This is a genomic window from Sphingobium sp. TomTYG75, from assembly GCF_054771635.1.
The window spans coordinates 1355205-1374011 of the sequence record NZ_BSRE01000001.1 but is presented as its reverse complement, the minus strand read 5'-3'; the positions used below and the strand labels follow the sequence as shown (position 1 = coordinate 1374011).

At 63.4% G+C, this 18807-nt stretch carries 19 protein-coding genes; 8 read left to right on the top strand and 11 right to left on the bottom strand.

What is annotated here, in order from left to right; genetic code table 11:
* Nucleotides 1-23 precede the first annotated feature (23 nt).
* From pheT to rpmI, 5 genes are all read right to left on the bottom strand, one after another.
* Nucleotides 24-2438, bottom strand: a complete 2415-nt coding sequence (gene pheT / locus ACYU81_RS06965; protein WP_460986988.1) for a phenylalanine--tRNA ligase subunit beta — start codon at nt 2436-2438, stop codon at nt 24-26.
* Entirely contained in the window at nt 2435-3526 is a 1092-nt protein-coding gene (gene pheS / locus ACYU81_RS06960) for a phenylalanine--tRNA ligase subunit alpha (RefSeq protein ID WP_460986987.1), read from the bottom strand. Before pheS ends, pheT begins: the two co-directional genes overlap by 4 nt.
* 59 nt (nt 3527-3585) lie before the next feature.
* Nucleotides 3586-3912: a GIY-YIG nuclease family protein gene (locus ACYU81_RS06955; RefSeq protein ID WP_460986986.1), complete on the bottom strand. Its 327-nt coding sequence runs from the start codon at nt 3910-3912 to the stop codon at nt 3586-3588.
* A gap of 270 nt (nt 3913-4182) precedes the next feature.
* A complete protein-coding gene (gene rplT / locus ACYU81_RS06950; protein ID WP_022682430.1) occupies nt 4183-4545 on the bottom strand; it encodes a 50S ribosomal protein L20 in 363 nt (120 codons plus the stop codon).
* Nucleotides 4546-4558: 13 nt separating this feature from the next.
* The gene (gene rpmI / locus ACYU81_RS06945) at nt 4559-4762 is read right to left on the bottom strand and encodes a 50S ribosomal protein L35 (RefSeq protein ID WP_183955972.1); all 204 of its coding nucleotides are present in this window, start codon (nt 4760-4762) and stop codon (nt 4559-4561) included.
* Between the two features lie 158 nt (nt 4763-4920).
* Here rpmI and ACYU81_RS06940 point away from each other — a divergent pair, with 158 nt between their 5' ends.
* Complete coding sequence (locus ACYU81_RS06940; protein ID WP_460986985.1) at nt 4921-7101, top strand: AsmA family protein; 2181 nt, start codon at nt 4921-4923, stop codon at nt 7099-7101.
* A gap of 39 nt (nt 7102-7140) precedes the next feature.
* A complete protein-coding gene (locus ACYU81_RS06935) occupies nt 7141-7671 on the top strand; it encodes an O-acetyl-ADP-ribose deacetylase (protein WP_460986984.1) in 531 nt (176 codons plus the stop codon).
* Between the two features lie 34 nt (nt 7672-7705).
* On the opposite strand, the gene hisN is transcribed toward ACYU81_RS06935, so the two are convergent.
* On the bottom strand, nt 7706-8491 hold the full coding sequence (gene hisN / locus ACYU81_RS06930) for a histidinol-phosphatase (protein WP_460986983.1): 786 nt from the start codon (nt 8489-8491) through the stop codon (nt 7706-7708).
* A gap of 80 nt (nt 8492-8571) precedes the next feature.
* Between hisN and ACYU81_RS06925 the strand changes: the two genes are divergently transcribed.
* Complete coding sequence (locus ACYU81_RS06925) at nt 8572-9000, top strand: VOC family protein (protein WP_460986982.1); 429 nt, start codon at nt 8572-8574, stop codon at nt 8998-9000.
* Nucleotides 9001-9049: 49 nt separating this feature from the next.
* Complete coding sequence (locus ACYU81_RS06920; protein ID WP_460986981.1) at nt 9050-9286, top strand: hypothetical protein; 237 nt, start codon at nt 9050-9052, stop codon at nt 9284-9286.
* Nucleotides 9287-9314: 28 nt separating this feature from the next.
* On the opposite strand, the gene ACYU81_RS06915 is transcribed toward ACYU81_RS06920, so the two are convergent.
* Nucleotides 9315-10250, bottom strand: a complete 936-nt coding sequence (locus ACYU81_RS06915) for a ribose-phosphate pyrophosphokinase (RefSeq protein ID WP_460986980.1) — start codon at nt 10248-10250, stop codon at nt 9315-9317.
* 117 nt (nt 10251-10367) lie between these two features.
* Between ACYU81_RS06915 and ACYU81_RS06910 the strand changes: the two genes are divergently transcribed.
* Both ACYU81_RS06910 and gltX read left to right on the top strand, forming a co-directional pair.
* Nucleotides 10368-12023, top strand: a complete 1656-nt coding sequence (locus tag ACYU81_RS06910) for an NAD+ synthase (protein WP_460986979.1) — start codon at nt 10368-10370, stop codon at nt 12021-12023.
* 4 nt (nt 12024-12027) lie between these two features.
* Nucleotides 12028-13353 carry a glutamate--tRNA ligase gene (gene gltX / locus ACYU81_RS06905; RefSeq protein WP_460986978.1) on the top strand — a complete coding sequence of 442 codons (1326 nt, stop codon included), beginning with the start codon at nt 12028-12030 and terminating at the stop codon, nt 13351-13353.
* Between the two features lie 22 nt (nt 13354-13375).
* Here gltX and ACYU81_RS06900 read toward each other — a convergent pair whose 3' ends face one another.
* The 4 genes from ACYU81_RS06900 to hemC form a co-directional block, all read right to left on the bottom strand.
* Nucleotides 13376-14125, bottom strand: coding sequence for an esterase/lipase family protein (locus ACYU81_RS06900; RefSeq protein ID WP_460986977.1), 750 nt, complete (start codon nt 14123-14125; stop codon nt 13376-13378).
* A 115-nt stretch (nt 14126-14240) separates the two neighbouring features.
* Complete coding sequence (locus ACYU81_RS06895) at nt 14241-15128, bottom strand: hypothetical protein (protein WP_460986976.1); 888 nt, start codon at nt 15126-15128, stop codon at nt 14241-14243.
* Between the two features lie 10 nt (nt 15129-15138).
* Entirely contained in the window at nt 15139-15807 is a 669-nt protein-coding gene (locus ACYU81_RS06890) for a uroporphyrinogen-III synthase (RefSeq protein WP_460986975.1), read from the bottom strand.
* Entirely contained in the window at nt 15804-16742 is a 939-nt protein-coding gene (gene hemC / locus ACYU81_RS06885) for a hydroxymethylbilane synthase (RefSeq protein ID WP_460986974.1), read from the bottom strand. The genes ACYU81_RS06890 and hemC overlap by 4 nt, the downstream gene beginning before the upstream one ends.
* Nucleotides 16743-16786: 44 nt before the next feature.
* On the opposite strand from hemC, the gene tsaD reads away from it, so the two are divergent.
* Entirely contained in the window at nt 16787-17821 is a 1035-nt protein-coding gene (gene tsaD, locus ACYU81_RS06880) for a tRNA (adenosine(37)-N6)-threonylcarbamoyltransferase complex transferase subunit TsaD (RefSeq protein WP_460986973.1), read from the top strand.
* Nucleotides 17818-18789, top strand: a complete 972-nt coding sequence (locus ACYU81_RS06875) for an NAD(P)H-dependent glycerol-3-phosphate dehydrogenase (RefSeq protein WP_460986972.1) — start codon at nt 17818-17820, stop codon at nt 18787-18789. Before tsaD ends, ACYU81_RS06875 begins: the two co-directional genes overlap by 4 nt.
* The last annotated feature ends 18 nt before the right edge of the window (nt 18790-18807 follow it).

Sequence of the window (18807 nt, the reverse complement as noted above, 5' to 3'; positions counted from 1 at the left end):
CAATGGGAATGGCGAGGTTTCCCTCACCCCCGCAACGTCGCGCCCAGCTTCTCCGCCGCCTTCACGACAGCGGCGCTGATGGCGTCCAGCTCCTCCTGCGAAAAGCTCTTCTCACCCGGCTGCAACGTCACCTCGATGGCCAGGCTCTTGCTGCCCTCATCCACGCCGGGCCCGACAAAGACGTCGAACAACCGCGCATCGACGATGCTCTTCTTGTCCGCGCCCTTGACCGCGCGCACCAGCGCGTCCGCCTCGATGGCCTCATCGACAACAAAGGCAAAGTCGCGCTTCACCGCCTGCAAGGCGGGTGGCGCATAGGGCGCGCGCATGAAGCCGCTCTTCCGCTTGGCCGGGATCGCATCCAGGAAAATCTCGCCTGCCACTACCGCGCCGCTGATGCCGAATTGCTTAGCCAGCGAAGGATGCAGCACGCCAAATTCGGCCAGGACTACCTTGGGGCCAAGGCGCAACGTCCCCGACTGGCCCGGATGGTAGGCGCCTGATGCCTCGCCAAAGCTTTGCAGGTTCGCCACGGGCGCCCCCGCTGCGGCCAGCAGCGCGATCACTTCGGCCTTCGCGTCAAAGGCGGAGAAAGTCTGCGCCTTGCCCGTCTGCCATCCGCGCGCGACTTTCTCGCCCGCCAGCACGAAGCTGGCCGTGGCCCGCTCCTTGTCGCTGAAATAGCGACGGCCGACCTCGAACAGCCGCACCGAAGTCGCGCTCCGGTCCATGTTCCGCCGCGTGGCCGACAGCAGGCCGGGCAGCAGCGAAGGGCGCATAACCTTCAAATCCTCAGAAATCGGGTTCGCCAGCGTCCAGTCGCCACCGCCGACCGACGCCGCTTCCTTTTCCGAGATGAACGACCAGTTGATCGCCTCGGCCAGGCCCCGGGCCGCCGCCGTCCGCCGCACCCGCCGCTCCATCAGCTGCTCGCTGGTCGCCGTCGGCTTGGCGACGCCGGGCATGCGGGGCAGGGGGGTGGAAGGCACCTGATCCAACCCCACGATGCGCACGACCTCTTCGACCAGATCGGGCCAGCCATCGACATCGCGTCGCCAGCTGGGCACGCTGACCGACCAATGGGCGGTCGTCGTTACCGGGACGCCGTCGTCATAATCGAACGTGGCATCATGTTCCTCGACGCCAAAGCCCAGGCTTTCCAGGACGCGCTTCTGCTCGGCATCGCCCACATAAACGCCAGCCAGCGTCAGGCATTGCGACGGTTCGTACCGGACGATCTTGTTTGCGACGGGCGGCATGCCACTGCGCGTCGCCTCGCTGGCGCTGCCGCCGCACAGCTTCACCACCAGGTCGGTCGCGATCGACAAGCCGTCATCCAGGAATGCCGGGTCCACCCCGCGTTCGAACCGCCCCCGCGCGTCGCTGGTCAGGCCCAGCTTCTGTCCGGTGACCGCAATCCGTTCGGGCGTGAAATAGGCGCATTCGATCAACACATCGGTCGTCGCCTCGCTCGCACCCGAATGCTCGCCGCCCATGATGCCGCCAATGTCGTGCACAGCCACATCGTCGGCGATGACCGTCATCGTCTCATCAACCGTATAGGTCTTGCCATTGAGCGCGAGCACCTCTTCGCCAGCCTTGCCCAGGCGGGCAGTCAGCGGACCTTTCAGCTTGGCCATGTCGTAGACATGCAACGGTCGACCCAGGTCGATCATCAGATAGTTGGTGATATCGACCAGCGTGCTGATCGGCTTCTGCCCGATCGCCTTCAACCGTCGCGCCATCCATTCGGGCGACGCGCCATTGGTCACGCCCCTGACCGTGCGCGCGAAGAAGGCCGGGCAGCCATCCGTATCCTCGATCCGCACGTCCGGCCCCGACCCGACGCCCTCGACCTCCGGCACGACGATCGCGTTCAGCGTCCCCAGCCCCGCCGCCGCCAGATCACGCGCAATCCCCCGCACGCCCATGCAGTCCTGGCGATTAGGTGTTATACTCACATCAATCACCGGGTCATCCAGCCCGGCCCACTCGGCATAGACCCGCCCGACCGGCGCATCCGCGTTTAATTCGATGATTCCTTCATGATCTTCGCCCAGTTCCAGCTCCCGGAACGAACACATCATGCCGTTGGATTCGACCCCGCGAATGGCAGTCTTCTTGAGCACCATGCCATTGACGGGCACCACCGCGCCCTCGGTCCCGAACACGCCGACCAGCCCCGCCCGAGCGTTGGGCGCGCCACACACGACCTGCAACGCGCCATCGCCCGCATCCACGGTCAGCACCTGCAACTTGTCCGCCTGCGGATGCGGATCGGCGGTCAGCACCCTGGCGATGCGGAAGGGCGCGAGCTTTTCCGCCGGATTCTCCACACCCTCGATCTCAAGGCCGATATCATTGAGCGTTTTGAGGATTGTCGGCAGGTCGGCATCGGTATTGAGATGCGTCTTGAGCCAGCTCAGCGTGAACTTCATGCGCCCACTCCTCCGCTCAGCGTCGGCACATCCAGCGCCGAGAAGCCGTAATGTTTCAGCCAGCGCAGATCGCCGTCGAAGAATGCGCGCAAGTCGTTCATCCCATATTTCAGCATGGCGAGCCGATCGACGCCGGTGCCGAAGGCAAAGCCCTGCCATTCGTCCGGATCGAGCCCGCAGGCTTCGATCACCCGGCGATTGACCATGCCGCTGCCCAGCACTTCCAGCCAGCCGCCGCCGGGCGCATCGCCGTCGCCGCCAATGACCCGCTGGCCGCTCACCAGCGTGTAGCCGACGTCCACCTCAACAGAAGGCTCGGTAAAGGGGAAATAACTCGGCCGCAGCCGCAGCACGATATCGTCGCGTTCGAAAAAGGCCTTCAAAAAGGTTTCCAACGTCCATTTGAGATGACCAAGGGTGATGCCCTTGTCGATCACCAGCCCCTCGATCTGATGGAACATCGGCGTATGCGTCGCATCGCTGTCCGACCGGTAGACGCGGCCCGGCGCGATGATACGGATCGGCGGCTCGCCGTTCATCATCGTGCGGATCTGCACCGGCGATGTGTGGGTGCGCAGCACCCTGGGTTCTTCATCATCTTCTGCGCGCAGGTAGAAAGTATCATGCATCGCTCGCGCCGGATGCGTCTCCGGCATGTTGAGCGCGGTGAAATTATGCCACTGATCCTCGATCTCCGGCCCGGTCGCAACGGAGAAGCCCAGGTCCGCGAAAATCTCCGCCAGCTCGTCCATGACCTGGCTTACCGGATGCACCGACCCCTGCGCGCCGAGATCAGCGGGCAAGGACATGTCGATCTTTTCCGCCGCCAGCTTCGCATCGAGCGCCGCCTGCTCCAGCGCCGCCTTCCGCTCGGCCAGCGCAGCCGTCACACTTTCCCGCAAATCCTGGATCGGCGGTCCCTTCTCCCGCCGCTCCTCGGGGCTCATCGACCCCAATGTCTTGAGCAGCCCCGTCACCACGCCATTCTTGCCCATGGCCCCCACACGCAAGGCCTCCAGCGCGTCGAGCGTGTCGGCGGCATTGATGTCGGCGACCAGGCCGGCTTTCAGATTGGCAATCTCACTCATCACAATCTCACTATCTCGTCATTCCCGCGAAGGCGGGAACCCATCTCCTGACCTCTCGATCAGTCGCAGCGCAGAGAGGGCAATGGCTCAAAGCCGAAACCCAGCGCCAGATCGTCCCAGTCAGGATTTCCAGCTTCGATCAGCTCGATTTTCCACTGCCTGTTCCATTTCTTGATCCGCTTTTCGCGCTGGATTGCGCTCTCCATCGCGTCATGCGGTTCGAACCAGACAAGGCGCTTGACGCCGTAGTCGCTCGTGAAGCTCTCGATCAAGCCGTTTCGATGCTGATAGATGCGCTTTGTAAGGTCGGAGGTCACACCGATGTACAAGGTGCCGTTCTTTCGGCTTGCTAGAAGATAAACAGTGGGGTTGATCTCAGGCTTCATGGATGTCTCGGGAGATGGGTTCCCGCTTTCGCGGGAATGACGAAGAGAGAGACCGCACCCCGGTAATGCGCTGCCGGGACAACCTCCATACCACTCCCGCTGAGTAGGGGCTGAGCGAAGTCGAGGCATGCATTTAAAGGATTGGCCCCTCGATACGCCATTCCGACAAGCTTAATGGTTACTCAGGGCCAACGGCAGGTGCAAAACGAAAAAGGGCGCCGGAAGCATCTGCCCCGGCGCCCCTTGGACGATCTTTCGACCGTTCTATGCTCAGGCCGCGGGCAGCGCGGCCTTCGCCTGGGCGATGATGGCGCTAAACGCCTCGCCTTCGTGCATTGCGATGTCGGCCAGAACCTTCCGGTCCAGATCGACGCCAGCCAGCTTCAGGCCGTGCATGAACTGCGAATAGGTCAGGCCTTCGGCGCGGACGCCAGCGTTGATGCGCTGGATCCAGAGGCCACGGAAGGTGCGCTTCTTGACCTTGCGGTCGCGATAAGCGTACTGGCCGGCCTTTTCGACGGCCTGGCGAGCGATACGGATCGTGTTCTTGCGACGGCCATAATAGCCCTTCGCCTGATCCAAAATCCTCTTATGCTTCGCCTTGGTGGTCGTACCACGTTTTACGCGTGCCATGTGCCTCTACTCCTTACTTCAGGCCGTAGGGCGCCCAGAGGCGCACGTGAGCGACATCGGAATCCGACAGCACGGACGTGCCGCGATTCTGGCGGATATACTTTGCGTTGTGGCTGATCAGGCGGTGACGCTTGCCAGCGACGCCGTGCTTGACCTTGCCGGAAGCGGTGAACTTGAAGCGCTTCTTCACACCGCTCTTGGTCTTGAGCTTGGGCATTTTCGTCTCCTTTTTCAGCGCGACGATTACGGACAGCCACGGCAGCCCTAGTTAGCCGGGCGGTCCTTCCAAATATCGCGAAGGGGCGCGCATAATCGGCCAGCCGCCGGAAAGCAAGGTGATTCGGACCTAAAGCAGGGGAGGGGCGTTCTTGCGCCATGGCCGACGCCGATCCCCTGCGGCCGGGCACCCCGGCGAAATCGGCTCCTGCGCTCGACAGCGGGGCGGGAGGTGTTGGCCATTATTGGTCCGCTGCGCGTCAGAAATGGCGGAATGTTCCCCTGCCGCTGCGTATCATCGCCTATATCGTCGGGCTGATCCTCCTGCTGTGGTTGATCCTGTTCATCACGAAGGGCCGCTTCCTCAAACATCCGTTCGAGCGCTTCCTCACCAGTCGGCTGGAGCGCCCGGTCAAGGTCGCCGGTGACTTCCAGCTGTATTTCGCGCCCATCACGATCAAGTTTCGCGCCGAGGGAATGACGATCGCCAACACGCCCTGGGCGAGCAGGCCGCATTTCTTTCATTCGGATCTTATCGATACCCGGATCGTGCCGCTCAGCCTGATCTTCGGCGACAAATATCGCATCCGTTGGCTTGAGCTTCGCAACGCCGCCGCGGATCTGGAATGGTCGCGGGACGGCAAGACCAACACCTGGACCTTCGGTGACCGCGCCAAAAAAGGCGAGCCGCTCAATCTGCCGCTCGTGCGCCAGGCGCTGCTTGCCGGAACGACCTTGCGCTATCGCGACCCCCGGATGCAGCTGTCCACCGACATTAAATTCGAAACGGTGAAGGCGCAGGATACGCGCTTCGCGAGTGACATCCGTTTCTCCGGCGACGGCACGATGCGCAGCCGTCCCTTCACTCTGCGTGGCGGACTGCTCTCGCCCAATGAGACCGTCACCGGCGGCAAGAACAGTCTCGCGCTCCACGCACAGTCCGGGCCGACAATCTTGGAGGTCAGCGGAACCTTGGCCGGCGCGACTGAGATTGAGGGAGCGGACTTGCGGCTGCTGACGCGCGGTCCCAATCTCGCGCTGCTGTTCGACTTTCTGGGCGTCGCCATGCCCGAAACCCGCACCTACCGCTTCACCTCCGCGCTTACCAAGCAGGGTGGAGAATGGCGCTTTACCCATCTCAAGGGCCGGTTTGGAGATAGCGACCTTTCCGGGCGCATGACCGTGTCTCTGCCCGACAATCGCTTGCGCTTGAAGGCTGACCTCGCCACTCGCACCCTCGATATTATCGATGTGGGTCCCTTCATCGGCTACAATCCCCAAAAGTTGGAAGCGCAGGGCGCCAGTGGTGCGATCGAGAATGTCGGCGGTAGGCCGCGCGTCCTGCCGGACGCACCGCTGAGGGTCGAGGCCCTGCGCAACTTCGATGCCAATGTTCGATACGACGTGCGCCAGGTCAGGGCGCCCAATGTGCCCATTTCCAATATCGGCCTTACGCTAGCGCTTGAGCGCAGCCTTTTGACGCTTTCGCCGCTCACTTTCGACATGTCCGGCGGGCATGTCAGTTTGGACATAGAGATAAACGCCCGGGCTCAGCCGGTGCGTACGCGCTACGATGTGCGCCTGTCACCGACACCCATGGGCAAGCTGCTTGGCCGCTGGGGTGTTGAGGAATCGGGGACCACCGGCATCATCAAGGCGCGGGCGCAAATGACAGGTTTGGGCAGCACAGTGCATGATTCGCTTAGTACCGCCAATGGCAGGATCGCGGTCATCCTGCCTGCGGGCACTATGTGGGCACGCAATGTTCAGCTTGCCGAACTCGATGTAGGCACCTTCATCACGAAGATGTTCGAAAAGAAGCTGAAGGAACCTGTCCAGATCAATTGCGGGCTGATCGCCTTCACCGTTCGCAACGGCATCGCGGCCGCGGATCCGATCATCATCGATACCAGGAAGAACGTCATGCTTGGACGAGGCGGCTTTTCCTTCCGTAATGAGAGCCTCGATCTCGCCTTCCGCGCTGACGGCAAGAAGTTCAGCCTGTTTTCCGGCCAATCGCCGGTCGGCATCACAGGCTATTTCGCGAAGCCCGGCATCAACGTCATCAGTCCTGAACTGATCGCGCGCGGCGGTGCGGCGGCGGCGCTGGGGATCGCGGCGAGTCCACTCGCCGCCGTTTTGGCCTTTGTCGATGTGGGCGACGCCAAGAGCGCAGCGTGCGGCCCTGTCCTGGCAGGCGCGACCGCCACTGCGCAGAGGACGAAAGGTGGGAAGCCCCGAGATGACGTAGGCCGGGGCACAACCTCAAAAGAAGAGTCCGGCAAGGCCAACGCCAGGGAAGAAAAGAAGCAGAAAAAGAAGTTTCTGGGGATTTTCTAGGGCAATGCTGCGAACGTAATTCATTGCGAGGGCTGCGATATGATCTTCGGCACCGCCCGCTGGGAAATCCGAACTGGCGACATTACCCGTTGCGAAGCGGATGCGATCGTCAATGCCGCCAATAGCTCCCTGCTTGGGGGAGGTGGCGTGGATGGGGCGATCCATCGGGCGGCAGGGCCTGAACTGCTCGCCGAATGCCGTATGCTGGGCGGCTGTCCAGTGGGGGAGGCGCGGATCACGCGCGGCTACAGCCTGCCCGCTGCCCATGTCATTCATACCGTCGGTCCGGTATGGCGGGGCGGGGCTTCGGGCGAAAGCCAGTTGCTCGCCAATTGCTACCGATCATCGCTCGATCTGGCGCGGGAGCATAGCCTTCGCAGTATAGCCTTCCCGGCCATCTCCACCGGCATTTATGGCTATCCGAAAGAACGGGCCTCTCGGGTCGCGGCCCAGACGGTGCGGGGCCAGCTTGCTGCTTTCCCGTCGGCCTTCGACCTCATCCTGTTCATCTGCTTCGATGACGAGCGCGCGCGCATATATGCCGAAGCAGTAACGGCGCTGGCCGCCTGAAACATCAATGCCTGAAACATCAATGCCTTAAACATCAATGAGCGTGATGTCCCTCGGCAAGCGCTTCCAGCACATCGTCCAGCCGAGCAGGATCGCCGATCGCGATAACCTGTCCGTCGCTCTCCGCCGTGATGGGGTCGCCCGCCCAATCGCACATCCGTCCACCTGCGCCTTCCACGACCGGGACGAGCGCGGCAATGTCGTGCAGCTTCAACCCGGCTTCGACGACGATATCGACATGGCCTGACGCGATAAGGCCGTAATTATAACAGTCGCCGCCCCACACGGTGTCGCGACACTGACCAGCCAGCCGCGAGAAATGCTCGCCGGTGCATCCGGGGAAATATTGCGGCCCGGTGCTGGCGACGATCGCTTCTTCAAGCGACCGGCAACTGCGGGCGGTGACGGGTGCGCCGTTGAAGGTGGTGGGCTGGCCCATCATGCCTGCCCAGCGCTCTTGCGCGATTGGCTGGTCGATGATGCCGACCGTCGGCCATCCCGCCTCAGTCAGCGCGATAAGCGTGCCAAAGATCGGCCGTCCCGCAATGAAGCTGCGCGTGCCGTCGATCGGGTCGAGGATCCAGACGCGCTCCGCGTCTTCGCGTGTCGCTCCATATTCTTCCCCGATGATGCCGTCCTGGGGGCGTTCCTTTTCCAAGATGGCTCGGATCGCTGCTTCCGCCGCCCGATCCGCCTCGGTCACCGGCGATTGGTCCGACTTGAATTCCATGTCGTATCGCGCGCGGAAAAAGGGCCGGATGGCCGCCGCCGCGGCGTCGGCGAGGCGGTGGGCAAGGGTCAGGTCATCGCGGGTCGTCATCGCTCCCGCCTAGCCGGAAAGCACCTGCTGCGCTAGGCTTTGCCAACCTGTTCCTGATCGCGACGAAGGAAGGAAAAAACATGCCTGGCTCCTCACTGATCCCCGGCCTGCGCTATGCCGATGCTCCAGCGGCTATAAACTTCCTGCAAGACGCTTTCGGCTTTGCATTGCACGCCTGTTATGAGGACGAAGCGGACCCGCACATCATCCACCACGCGCAACTCATATTGGGCGAGGGCATGGTCATGCTGGGTAGCGCGCGCGATGGCGAGGCCGAGTCGCTCTACAGTTGGACGACGCCGCGCGATCTGGGCGGTGTCACGACCTGCATCTATGTGGTGGTCCCGGATGCCGACGCCCACTGCCTGCATGCCCGCAATCAGGGTGCGGTGGTGGTGAACGAGCCGCATGATAATCACGGCTATCCCGGACGCGGTTATGAGGCGCTCGATCCGGAAGGGAATCTCTGGAGCTTCGGCACCTATGATCCTTGGGCAGCCGCCGTTTAAGCTTCGTCAATCCGCGCCGTTTATCGCTTCGTATCGGAAGGGAATCGTTGTGGCGCTGATCGGCTGGATATTGAGTTTCGCGGCCTTGCTGGGTGCCCTCGCCATTCGGCAGGACGCGCCCGTCGGCGGGTCAGCTACCCTTTCCCACATGCTCCTGCTGCTGGCCCTGCTCGCCTGCCCGATGCTCTGGCGGGAAAAGCCGCTTGGCATTTCCCGCGCTCAGAGGGTCGTTGGCGGACTGATCCTTTTATTCTGCCTGCCCATAGTGTTGCTGCCGGGCGCCTAATAGAAGTCGCGCGGCGCAACTTCTCCTGTCAGTCGAACAGGCTGGAAACCGAGCTTTCGTCCGCAATCCGCTTGATCGCTTCGCCCAGCAGCGGGGCGATCGGCAGGTGACGGATGCTCTTGGCAGTGCACACCGTGTCCGTGCCCTGGATCGAATCGGTGATCACGAGTTCCTTGAGTTCCGACGCCTCGACGCGCGCAACCGCGCCGCCCGACAGCACGCCATGGCTCACATAGGCGACCACATCCTCTGCCCCTGCGGCCTTCAGCGCTCCGGCCGCGTTGCACAGCGTACCGGCCGAATCGACGATATCATCGATCAGGACGCAGAAGCGGCCCTTCACGTCGCCGATGATGTTCATCACTTCCGATTCGCCCGCGCGCTCGCGGCGCTTGTCGACGATGGCGAGCGGGGCGTTGTCCAGCCGCTTGGCCAGCGCACGGGCGCGCACCACGCCGCCGACGTCCGGCGACACGACCATCAGGTTGCGATCACCAAAGCGCGCCTGGATATCCGCCGACATCACCGGTGCACCAAAGAGGTTGTCGGTCGGAATGTCGAAAAAGCCCTGGATTTGCCCAGCATGCAGATCAACCGACAGCACGCGGTCAGCACCCGCCGTGGTGATGAGGTTCGCCACCAGCTTGGCCGAGATCGGCGTGCGCGGGCCGGGCTTCCGATCCTGCCGGGCATAGCCGAAATAAGGAACCACCGCAGTGATTCGCTTGGCCGACGCGCGCTTCAGCGCATCGATCATGATCAGCAATTCCATGAGATTGTCGTTCGTCGGATAAGCCGTCGACTGAATGACGAACACATCCTCGCCCCGGACATTCTCGTGAATTTCCACGAAAACTTCCTCATCCGCGAAGCGGCGGACGCTCGCATCGGTCAGCGGGATCTCGATATAATCTGCAATTGCGGCCGCAAGCGGCTTGTTCGAATTGCCGGTCATGAGTTTCATGGCCAAACCCCTGTGACGATTGGATGACGGTGCGCGAAACGCGGCCCCTTTAGCCGCGCTTGCCCTCACTGGAAAGGCGCTTTTGCGCAGGGGGACAAAATGGACTAGGGCGCGGCCATGACCGACAAACTCGTGATCGCCCTTGCCCAGATGACACAGAGCGTGGGCGACCTGAAGGCCAATGCGGACGCGATGCTCGAATGGCGGACGCGCGCGGCCGGTGCCGACCTCATCGTCTTTCCCGAGCTCCAGCTGATCGGCTACCCGCCCGAAGACCTGGTGTTGAAGCCCGCACTGGTCGATCGCGCCAACCATGAACTGGATCGTCTGGCCCAGGCGACAGCGGACGGCGGCCCCGCGATGGTGGTCGGCACCGTAGTCGCCTCCCAAGGCGTATTGTTCAACGTCATCGCCCTGTTGGAAGATGGGGCCGTTACCGCCATCCGCCAGAAGCGCGAGCTGCCCAATTACGGCACATTTGACGAAAAGCGTCTGTTCGCGCCCGGCCCGCTACCCGCGCCGATCGACTTCCGTGGCGTGAAGATCGGCGTGCCGATTTGCGAAGATATCTGGTTCCCCTTCGTCACCGCGCATCTGCGGGCGGAGGGGGCGGAAATCCTCATCAGCCCCAATGGCAGCCCGTTCGAAGTCGACAAGGACGACCGCCGCATCAATGCCGTCGCTGGTACGCGCGTGCGTGAAACCGGCCTGCCGCTCGTCTATCTGAACCGCGTCGGCGGCCAGGATGAACTGGTGTTCGACGGCGCATCCTTCGTCATGGGCGCCGACCGCGGCATCGCTCACCAACTTCCTGACTGGGAGGAAGCGCTCGTCCTCACCCATTGGGAAAAATGGGAAGGCCAGTGGGTCTGCATTCCCGGCGAGCGGCACGAACTCGATAGCCGCCCCGCCGATATCTACAATGCGATGGTGCTGGGCCTGCGCGACTATGTGAACCGCAACGGCTTCCCCGGCGTCGTCCTCGGCCTGTCAGGCGGCATCGACTCAGCGCTGTCGGCAGCGGTGGCCGTGGACGCCCTGGGGCCGGAGCGCGTCTGGAGCGTCATGATGCCGTCGCGCTTCACCAGCCAGGACAGCCTGGACGATGCCGTCGAATGCGCCCGCTTGCTCGGCATCCGCTACGACACGATCCCGATCGAGCCTGCCGTGGCGGCCTTCGACATGATGCTGGCCGATGCTTTCGCGGGGCGGCAGCGCGACCTTGCCGAAGAAAATCTCCAGTCCCGCATTCGTGGCGTGACGTTGATGGGCCTGTCCAACAAGTTCGGCCACATGCTGCTGACCACCGGCAACAAGAGCGAGATGTCAGTCGGCTACGCCACCATCTATGGCGACATGGCAGGCGGCTATTCGGTGTTGAAGGACGCCTACAAGACCACTGTCTTCGACCTCAGCCGTTGGCGCAACGAGCATGTCTCTTCGCTTGGCCTTGGCCCATCCGGTCCGGTAATGCCCGAACGCGTGATCACCAAGCCGCCAAGCGCGGAATTGCGGGACGATCAGAAGGACGAAGACAGCCTCCCTCCCTATGAGGTGCTGGACCCCATCCTGTATGGCCTGGTGGAGGAGGAGCTGTCGGTGGAAGAGCTTGTCGCGCGCGGCTTCGACAAGGATGTGGTCGCCCGGATCGAGCGCCTCCTCTATGTCGCCGAATATAAGCGACGCCAATCCCCTCCGGGCGTAAAGCTCGGCATGCGCAATTTCGGGCGTGATCGCCGTTATCCGATCACCAACGCTTTCCGGACCCTTTAAGCTCATGACCGTCATCACCCGCTTTGCGCCGTCGCCGACCGGCAACCTTCATGTCGGCAATATCCGCGCCGCGCTGCATAACTGGCTTTGGGCACGCAAAAGCGGGGGCAAGTTCCTCCTGCGCCTTGACGATACGGACCTTGAGCGTTCGCGCGCGGAATATGCCGACGCGATCCGGGCGGATCTGTCCTGGCTCGGCCTGAACTGGGATGGCGAGGAAAAGCAGTCGGATCGCTTCGCCCTGTATGAAAGCCGGTTCGAGCAATTGAAGGCGTCGGGCCATGTCTATCCGGCCTATGAAACGAGCCAAGAACTGGAGCTGCGCCGAAAGGTGCTGCTCGGCCGGGGACTTCCGCCGGTCTATGACCGCGCCGCCCTGTCGCTGACCGCCGATCAGATCGCCGCCTATGAAGCCGAAGGCCGCACACCCCATTGGCGCTTCAAGCTCGATCATGATCAGCCGATCGTCTGGACCGACCTTATCCGTGGCGAGCAGCGCTTTGACCCCAAGCTGCTGTCCGACCCGGTGATCCGCCGCGCCGATGGCAGCTGGCTCTACATGCTCCCCTCCGTGATCGACGATGTGGACATGGGGGTAACCCATGTGCTGCGCGGCGAAGATCATGTCTCCAACACGGCGACGCAAATCCAGATGTTCGCCGCTTTAGGGGCCGGGCTCCCCTTCTTCGCGCATGAGGCATTGCTGACGGGTAGCGAAGGCAAGCTCTCCAAGCGCTTGGGCTCGCTAGGCGTCGCCCATTTCCGCGAGATCGGGCTGGAGCCTATGGCTGTCTTGGCGCTACTCGCCCGCCTCGGCACATCACTGCCGGTAGAGCCATTCGCGAATGTCGAGCCGCTGGTCGAAAGCTTCGACTTCGCGCATTTCGGACGAGCGCCCGCCCGCTTCGATGAAGCGGAACTTGCCGCACTTAACCAGAAGATCGTCCATCTTCTACCCTATGACGCCGTGTCCGGCCGCCTGCCTGCCGGGATGAATGAGGCAGGCTGGAACGCCATCCGGCCGAACCTCGAAAATGTGGGGCAAGCCGCCGATTGGTGGCGCATCGTGACTGGCCCCGTCGAAGCGCCTGCGCCCGACGAGGATGATCGCACCTTCCTCGCAACTGCTCGGGAAATGCTGCTGGAGTTGGACTTCAACGCGGACATTTGGCCTGCGCTCACCGGCGCGCTCAAGGAGCGTACAGGCCGCAAGGGCAAAATGCTGTTCCTGCCCCTACGCCGTGCCCTTACCGGCTTGGATCACGGCCCGGATATGGCTCAACTCTTGCCGCTGATCGGCAGAGACGAAGCACTCCGCCGCCTGGGTTGAGTCGGGCAGCGCCCTGAGCAGATCAGGCGCGTATGGCTTCCAACGCCTTGCCCACAGCCAATATGCCTTCGGGCGCGACAGCAAAGCCCATATGGGTGCAATCCACCTCGATGGCCCTGTCGCGCTCGCCGTGCCTGCCCTTTGCGCATTCCGGCACAATAACCCCGTCGCGCCGCGACCAGAGGGCAATGGTGGGGACCTGCGGCTTTACCTCCCGATTGCAGGCAAAAGGCGGGCAATCGACGGGATGACCCGCCACCAGCTGATAGAGCCGCCAAGCATGATTGGCGCGCGGATCGCCTGAAAAGGGCGTGCCCATGGTGATGACGCCAGCAACTTTCTCCTGCGCGACCTTGGCATATTCTCGTGCGAACAGCCCTCCCAGGCTCCAGCCCACCAGAGTCACCGGTGCATCGGTTTCCTTGCGAATCCTGTCCACTCGCCGGTCGATTAGCTCGAGCGTGTCTGGCCGGGGACCCAGATTGCGTCCCATGTCCCAGCTGTGTGCCCTATATCCCGCAGCCTGAAGGATCGTGCGCATCATCTCCATCCGCTGCTCTGAAGCGAGCAGGCCGGGGATCAGCAGGATGTGGCGCCCATCGCCCTTTATAGCTCGCGACAAGGCACCGGCTCGGGCATGGCTGCGCGCCAGATCGATCGGCATGGAAGCGTTGCCCAGCAAATGCCGCAGGGAAGGCCGCACTGCATCGCTAGGATGCTGCGCTACGCGGCCCTTCCAGAAGCTGGTGATCGAATCGACATAAGGCGGCACGAGAAAACAGTCTCCAAGGCCCGAAGGCGAAAGATGACATTCTCATGACAAATGCGCCGCGCGTCCAATGGTTTCGCGCGGCCGTCTCAACGGCTGGTCGATTATGACAGGTTCTTCAGGGCGCGAGGGGCGAGGTTTGGATGACTGGCCCACCACTGACGCCGTGCAACTGACGCGGCTCCAATATGGCTGCGGTCTCGATCAGGTCGAGCGCCCGCCGTGCTTCGATATAGCGGCGGGCGAACTGCATCCACCTGTCGGCGGCCGCCCTGCCGGGCATTTTTTCCACCTCCGTAAGAGCAGGACCTACCCGCCCCGCATCGATATAACGCAGCGCCCGTTCCATCGCAGCCTCCGGACGCGGAGAGGGTGTGGACGTCCGCCTGATGGTGACGAGTTCGCGGGCCTCATGCTCCACCGATTCCCACCAGCTCGTTTGTGGCCCGGGCGTCGTCAATTGATCGGCGACGCCGGAAAGTCCGGCGCGCAGGTCGGCAATCGTGACCGGCTCGCGCGCCGCATTGATGATCGTCGCCACGGCGCGCGGCTGCGCCTGACCAAAGCGCAACCTCAATTGCCCTTCGATATAGCCGAGAGGCATTCCGCTATCGAGCGCACGGCGCGCGGCGAAGGCGACCAGCAATCCCTCGGCGCGCGCTGCATTTCCGGACGCTGCCTGAGCCTCTACGGTAATGCGATTGAGCCGATCTTCCAGCTGCACTACCCGTCCGTCCAGCATCTGCGCCGCGTCTGCGGACAGTGGGCGTAGCGCGACGCCGGGGCGCAAATAGGGGTCGGCGGTGGCGACCGACGGTTGCGCGCGATCATTCCACCGGCCCTGAAAATAGAGCATCGTGCCGATGGCAAGCGCGACGCCGATCACAAAGGCAAATAGCAGGGACGCGAAGATCGGCCAGGAACTCCGTTTGCGCGGAGGAACCGGCGGAATCGCCGTGACGCTTGTCGCGCCGCCTTCTTCGCTCATTGAGGACCTTTCTTCCATCTTGGCGGGATCATTCGCACAATCGTGCCGCGAGGGCCAGCATCCTCTCGTCATCGGGCCTGTCGGGCGCTTCGCCGCTGGCCCAGCCGGGGCCGCAGGCCAAAAGAGCCGTCGGGCTGATGGCGATAATAGGGAAATCGCGCCGCCGCTCCGGGGCGATCATTTCTGCAAGGTTGGCGCCCGCACGCGGGGAATGAACCAGCAATATCGCGCCCGGCTCCAGCTGAGGATCAAGCTGCGCCTGCGGCCGCGCGCCGATCGTATAGACGGCCACCCGCTCGATACTCAACTGCCCCGCCTCTATCGGGGCGAGTGTCGTGCCCCCCAGATGCAGCACCCGCCGGTGTCCGTCCGCCGCCATGCGGGCCGCGATGGCGCTGCCATCCTGATCGCCGCTGACGACATTCGCGAAGCCATGCTCTGCCATTGCCTGGGCGGTCGCGCTCCCGACCGCATAGGCGGGTAGCGCCCGGTAACCGACAAGCTGCGATCCGCCGAGCCGCGCAGCCTGCGCGCTGGTCATCAACAGCGCATCGAACCGCTCAGGCGGAGGTGCGTCCCAGCCGATCGGCCGTGCCTCGAACAATGGGCAAAGGCGGGGTAGGAGGCCCAGCTTCCTTGCCCGCGCGGCAGTCTCGCTCGCGCCCGGTTCGGGCCGCAGGATGATGACCGGCCTCACGCCTCGAACAGAGCGCGCAGCTCCGCGCTGGCACGGTCGAGCAGGGAGCGTCCCAGCGCCTCCGCCGCGCTGAGATCGCCGCGTGCGATGATCCTTATGTCCTCCACCCGCTCGCGCCCGTCAGCGCTCAATATCTCGGCAGCGAGACGGATCTCCCCATCCTCCAGCCGGCCCAAAGCAGCGATGGGCGAATGGCACGTCCCGCCCAGCCCTTTGAGGACCGCTCGTTCGGCCAGCACGCAATCGAACGTGTCGCTATCGTTTATCCCGGCCAGCAGCGCCCGCATTTGCGCATTGTCGCTCAATGTCTCAATGCCCACGGCCCCCTGCGATGGTGCTGGCAGCATGACGTCAAGCGGGATGCATGTCCCGACGTCCGGCTGCCCCAGCCGGTCGAGCCCCGCCGCCGCAAGCAATGTCGCATGCACCTCCCCGGCGGCAAGCTTCGCCAGCCGCGTCGCGACATTCCCCCTGAACAGCACGACTTGCGCATCAGGCCGCAGCCGCTTGACCTGCGCCGCCCGCCGGGGGGAACTTGATCCCACCACCGGGTTCTCGGGCAGGGCCGCAAAGCTTTCCGCGCCGACCAGCCGATCCCGGACATCCGCGCGGGGCAGCATGGCCGTAATGGTGATTTCGGCAGGTCGGATAGTCTCCACATCCTTCATGGAGTGGACGGCAAAGTCGATTTGACCTTCCACCAGTGCCCGGTCCAGTTCCTTCGTCCACAGCGCCTTGCCGCCGATTTCCGCCAACGCCCGGTCCTGAATCCGGTCGCCGCTCGTCTGGACGATCACCGTCTCGATCGTGTCCGCTGCCCAGCCATGCTGCGCGCAGAGCGCCTCGGCCGTCATGCGCGCTTGCGCCAGCGCAAGGGGCGAACCTCGCGTGCCAAGACGGAGCGGGCGATCAGGCGTGAAAGATTGCAATGTCATATGCCGCTTGCTCTAATATCCGTGGCCATTAGATGGAAGCAGCAATGACGATCATCCTCGGCCTGGAATCTAGCTGCGACGAAACTGCGGCAGCGTTGGTGACGGCTGATGGGAAGATACTCGCCCACCGTCTTGCCACGCAGGAGGAGGCGCACCGCCCCTATGGCGGCGTTGTGCCTGAGATAGCCGCCCGCGCCCATGTCGAGGCATTGGCTCCCCTGATCGAAGCGGCACTTGCCGACGCAGATTTGACCCTGGATCAGGTTGACGTGATCGCCGCGACCGCAGGCCCCGGATTGATCGGCGGCGTGATGGTCGGTCTGGTGACTGGCAAGGCGCTCGCCCATGCCGTCAACAAGCCGTTGGTCGCCGTCAATCATCTCGAAGGCCATGCGCTGTCGCCCCGGCTTGCCGATCCGTCGCTGCAATTTCCTTATCTCCTTTTGCTAGTTTCCGGCGGACATTGTCAGTTGCTCCATGTCCGTGGACCCGGTGACTATGCCCGCCTTGCCACCACGATCGATGATGCCAGTGGCGAGGCTTTTGACAAGACCGCCAAGCTGCTTGGCCTGGGCTACCCCGGAGGTCCGGCGGTCGAGCGGGCTGCGGCAAGCGGCAATCCTAAGGCCGTCCCCCTGCCGCGTCCGCTGGTCGGAACGGCCGAGCCGCATTTCTCCTTTGCCGGGCTCAAGAGCGCGGTAATGCGCGCCGCGCAATCGGGACAATATTCGACCGAAGACATTGCTGCGAGCTTCCAGCAGGCAGTGATAGATTGCCTCGTTGATCGGACTGAAAAGCAGCTTGTCGCGCTGGACGGGATAACCGCTTTGGTCGTTGCGGGTGGCGTTGCCGCCAACCAGTCGATCCGCGCAGGGCTTCAGGCACTCGCTGCGCGGCATGATCTTCCCTTTGTCGCGCCACCGCTTTGGCTTTGCACGGACAATGCCGCGATGATCGCCTGGGCCGGGGCTGAACGCTATGCAGCCGGGCTCGTCGATGATCTTACCGTTCCAGCCCGGCCGCGCTGGCCGCTGGATCCGGATGCCGAAAAAGCGCGCGGGGCAGGAGTGAAGGCATGAAGGCGGGTGTCATAGGAGCGGGCGCCTGGGGCACGGCCCTTGCGCAAACCCTTTCGTCGCAAGGCGAGGATGTCCGTTTGTGGGCGCTTGAACCGGACGTCGTCAGCGCCGTCAATCAGGATCATCTCAATCCCCTTTATCTTCCCGGGATTCCCCTCAATCCAGCCGTGCAGGCGACGGGGGACATGGCGGACATGGCTGACCGGGAACTGCTGTTGATCGTTAGCCCGGCCCAGCACCTGCGCGCTGTCGTGGCGGGACTCCCTGCCGGTATCCCGCTCATCCTGTGTTCGAAGGGGATCGAAGCTGGCTCCGGCCTGCTGATGTCGGAAGTCGCCAAGCAGGCCCAGCCCAGTTCGCCGATCGGCGTTTTGTCAGGCCCGACCTTCGCCCATGAGGTCGCGCGGGGACTGCCTACCGCCGTCACCTTGGCTTGCGATGATGCCCAGCTTGCCGGGCGTATCGCGGCGCGTGTCGCCCGCCCCGCCTTTCGTCCCTACCTCTCCGATGACATCGTAGGCGCGGAGATTGGCGGGGCCGTCAAGAATGTGCTCGCCATCGCTTGCGGCGTTGCAGAAGGGGCGGGGCTCGGCCTGAATGCTCGCGCATCGCTCATCAGCCGAGGCTTTGCGGAAATGACGCGTTTCGGCCTCGCGCGCGGCGCCCGCGCGGAAACGCTCTCGGGCCTTTCGGGTTTGGGCGACCTGGTTCTCACCTGCTCCTCGACCAACTCGCGCAATTTCTCGCTAGGCAAGGGGCTGGGCGAAGGACGATCGGCTGCCGAACTGCTCGCCAATCGCCGCACCGTTGCCGAAGGCGCCTTTACCGCGCCAGTGCTGTGCGAGGCCGCGCGCGCGGCATCCGTTGAAATGCCGGTGGTCGAAGCTGTCTGTGCCTTGCTGGAAGACGCTGCGCCTCTGGGCGAAGTCATCGACGCGCTGCTCGCGCGTCCGCTGCGTCCCGAATAATCCGTCGCCCTTCGATCA

Excerpts from the sequence above, each read along its gene's own strand:
- pheT (WP_460986988.1), bottom strand. The coding sequence starts at position 2,438 with ATGAAGTTCACGCTGAGCTGGCTCAAGACGCATCTCAATACCGATGCC.
- pheS (WP_460986987.1), bottom strand. The coding sequence starts at position 3,526 with ATGAGTGAGATTGCCAATCTGAAAGCCGGCCTGGTCGCCGACATCAAT.
- ACYU81_RS06955 (WP_460986986.1), bottom strand. The coding sequence starts at position 3,912 with ATGAAGCCTGAGATCAACCCCACTGTTTATCTTCTAGCAAGCCGAAAG.
- rplT (WP_022682430.1), bottom strand. The coding sequence starts at position 4,545 with ATGGCACGCGTAAAACGTGGTACGACCACCAAGGCGAAGCATAAGAGG.
- rpmI (WP_183955972.1), bottom strand. The coding sequence starts at position 4,762 with ATGCCCAAGCTCAAGACCAAGAGCGGTGTGAAGAAGCGCTTCAAGTTC.
- ACYU81_RS06940 (WP_460986985.1), top strand. The coding sequence starts at position 4,921 with ATGGCCGACGCCGATCCCCTGCGGCCGGGCACCCCGGCGAAATCGGCT.
- ACYU81_RS06935 (WP_460986984.1), top strand. The coding sequence starts at position 7,141 with ATGATCTTCGGCACCGCCCGCTGGGAAATCCGAACTGGCGACATTACC.
- hisN (WP_460986983.1), bottom strand. The coding sequence starts at position 8,491 with ATGACGACCCGCGATGACCTGACCCTTGCCCACCGCCTCGCCGACGCC.
- ACYU81_RS06925 (WP_460986982.1), top strand. The coding sequence starts at position 8,572 with ATGCCTGGCTCCTCACTGATCCCCGGCCTGCGCTATGCCGATGCTCCA.
- ACYU81_RS06915 (WP_460986980.1), bottom strand. The coding sequence starts at position 10,250 with ATGAAACTCATGACCGGCAATTCGAACAAGCCGCTTGCGGCCGCAATT.
- ACYU81_RS06910 (WP_460986979.1), top strand. The coding sequence starts at position 10,368 with ATGACCGACAAACTCGTGATCGCCCTTGCCCAGATGACACAGAGCGTG.
- gltX (WP_460986978.1), top strand. The coding sequence starts at position 12,028 with ATGACCGTCATCACCCGCTTTGCGCCGTCGCCGACCGGCAACCTTCAT.
- ACYU81_RS06895 (WP_460986976.1), bottom strand. The coding sequence starts at position 15,128 with ATGGAAGAAAGGTCCTCAATGAGCGAAGAAGGCGGCGCGACAAGCGTC.
- hemC (WP_460986974.1), bottom strand. The coding sequence starts at position 16,742 with ATGACATTGCAATCTTTCACGCCTGATCGCCCGCTCCGTCTTGGCACG.
- tsaD (WP_460986973.1), top strand. The coding sequence starts at position 16,787 with ATGACGATCATCCTCGGCCTGGAATCTAGCTGCGACGAAACTGCGGCA.
- ACYU81_RS06875 (WP_460986972.1), top strand. The coding sequence starts at position 17,818 with ATGAAGGCGGGTGTCATAGGAGCGGGCGCCTGGGGCACGGCCCTTGCG.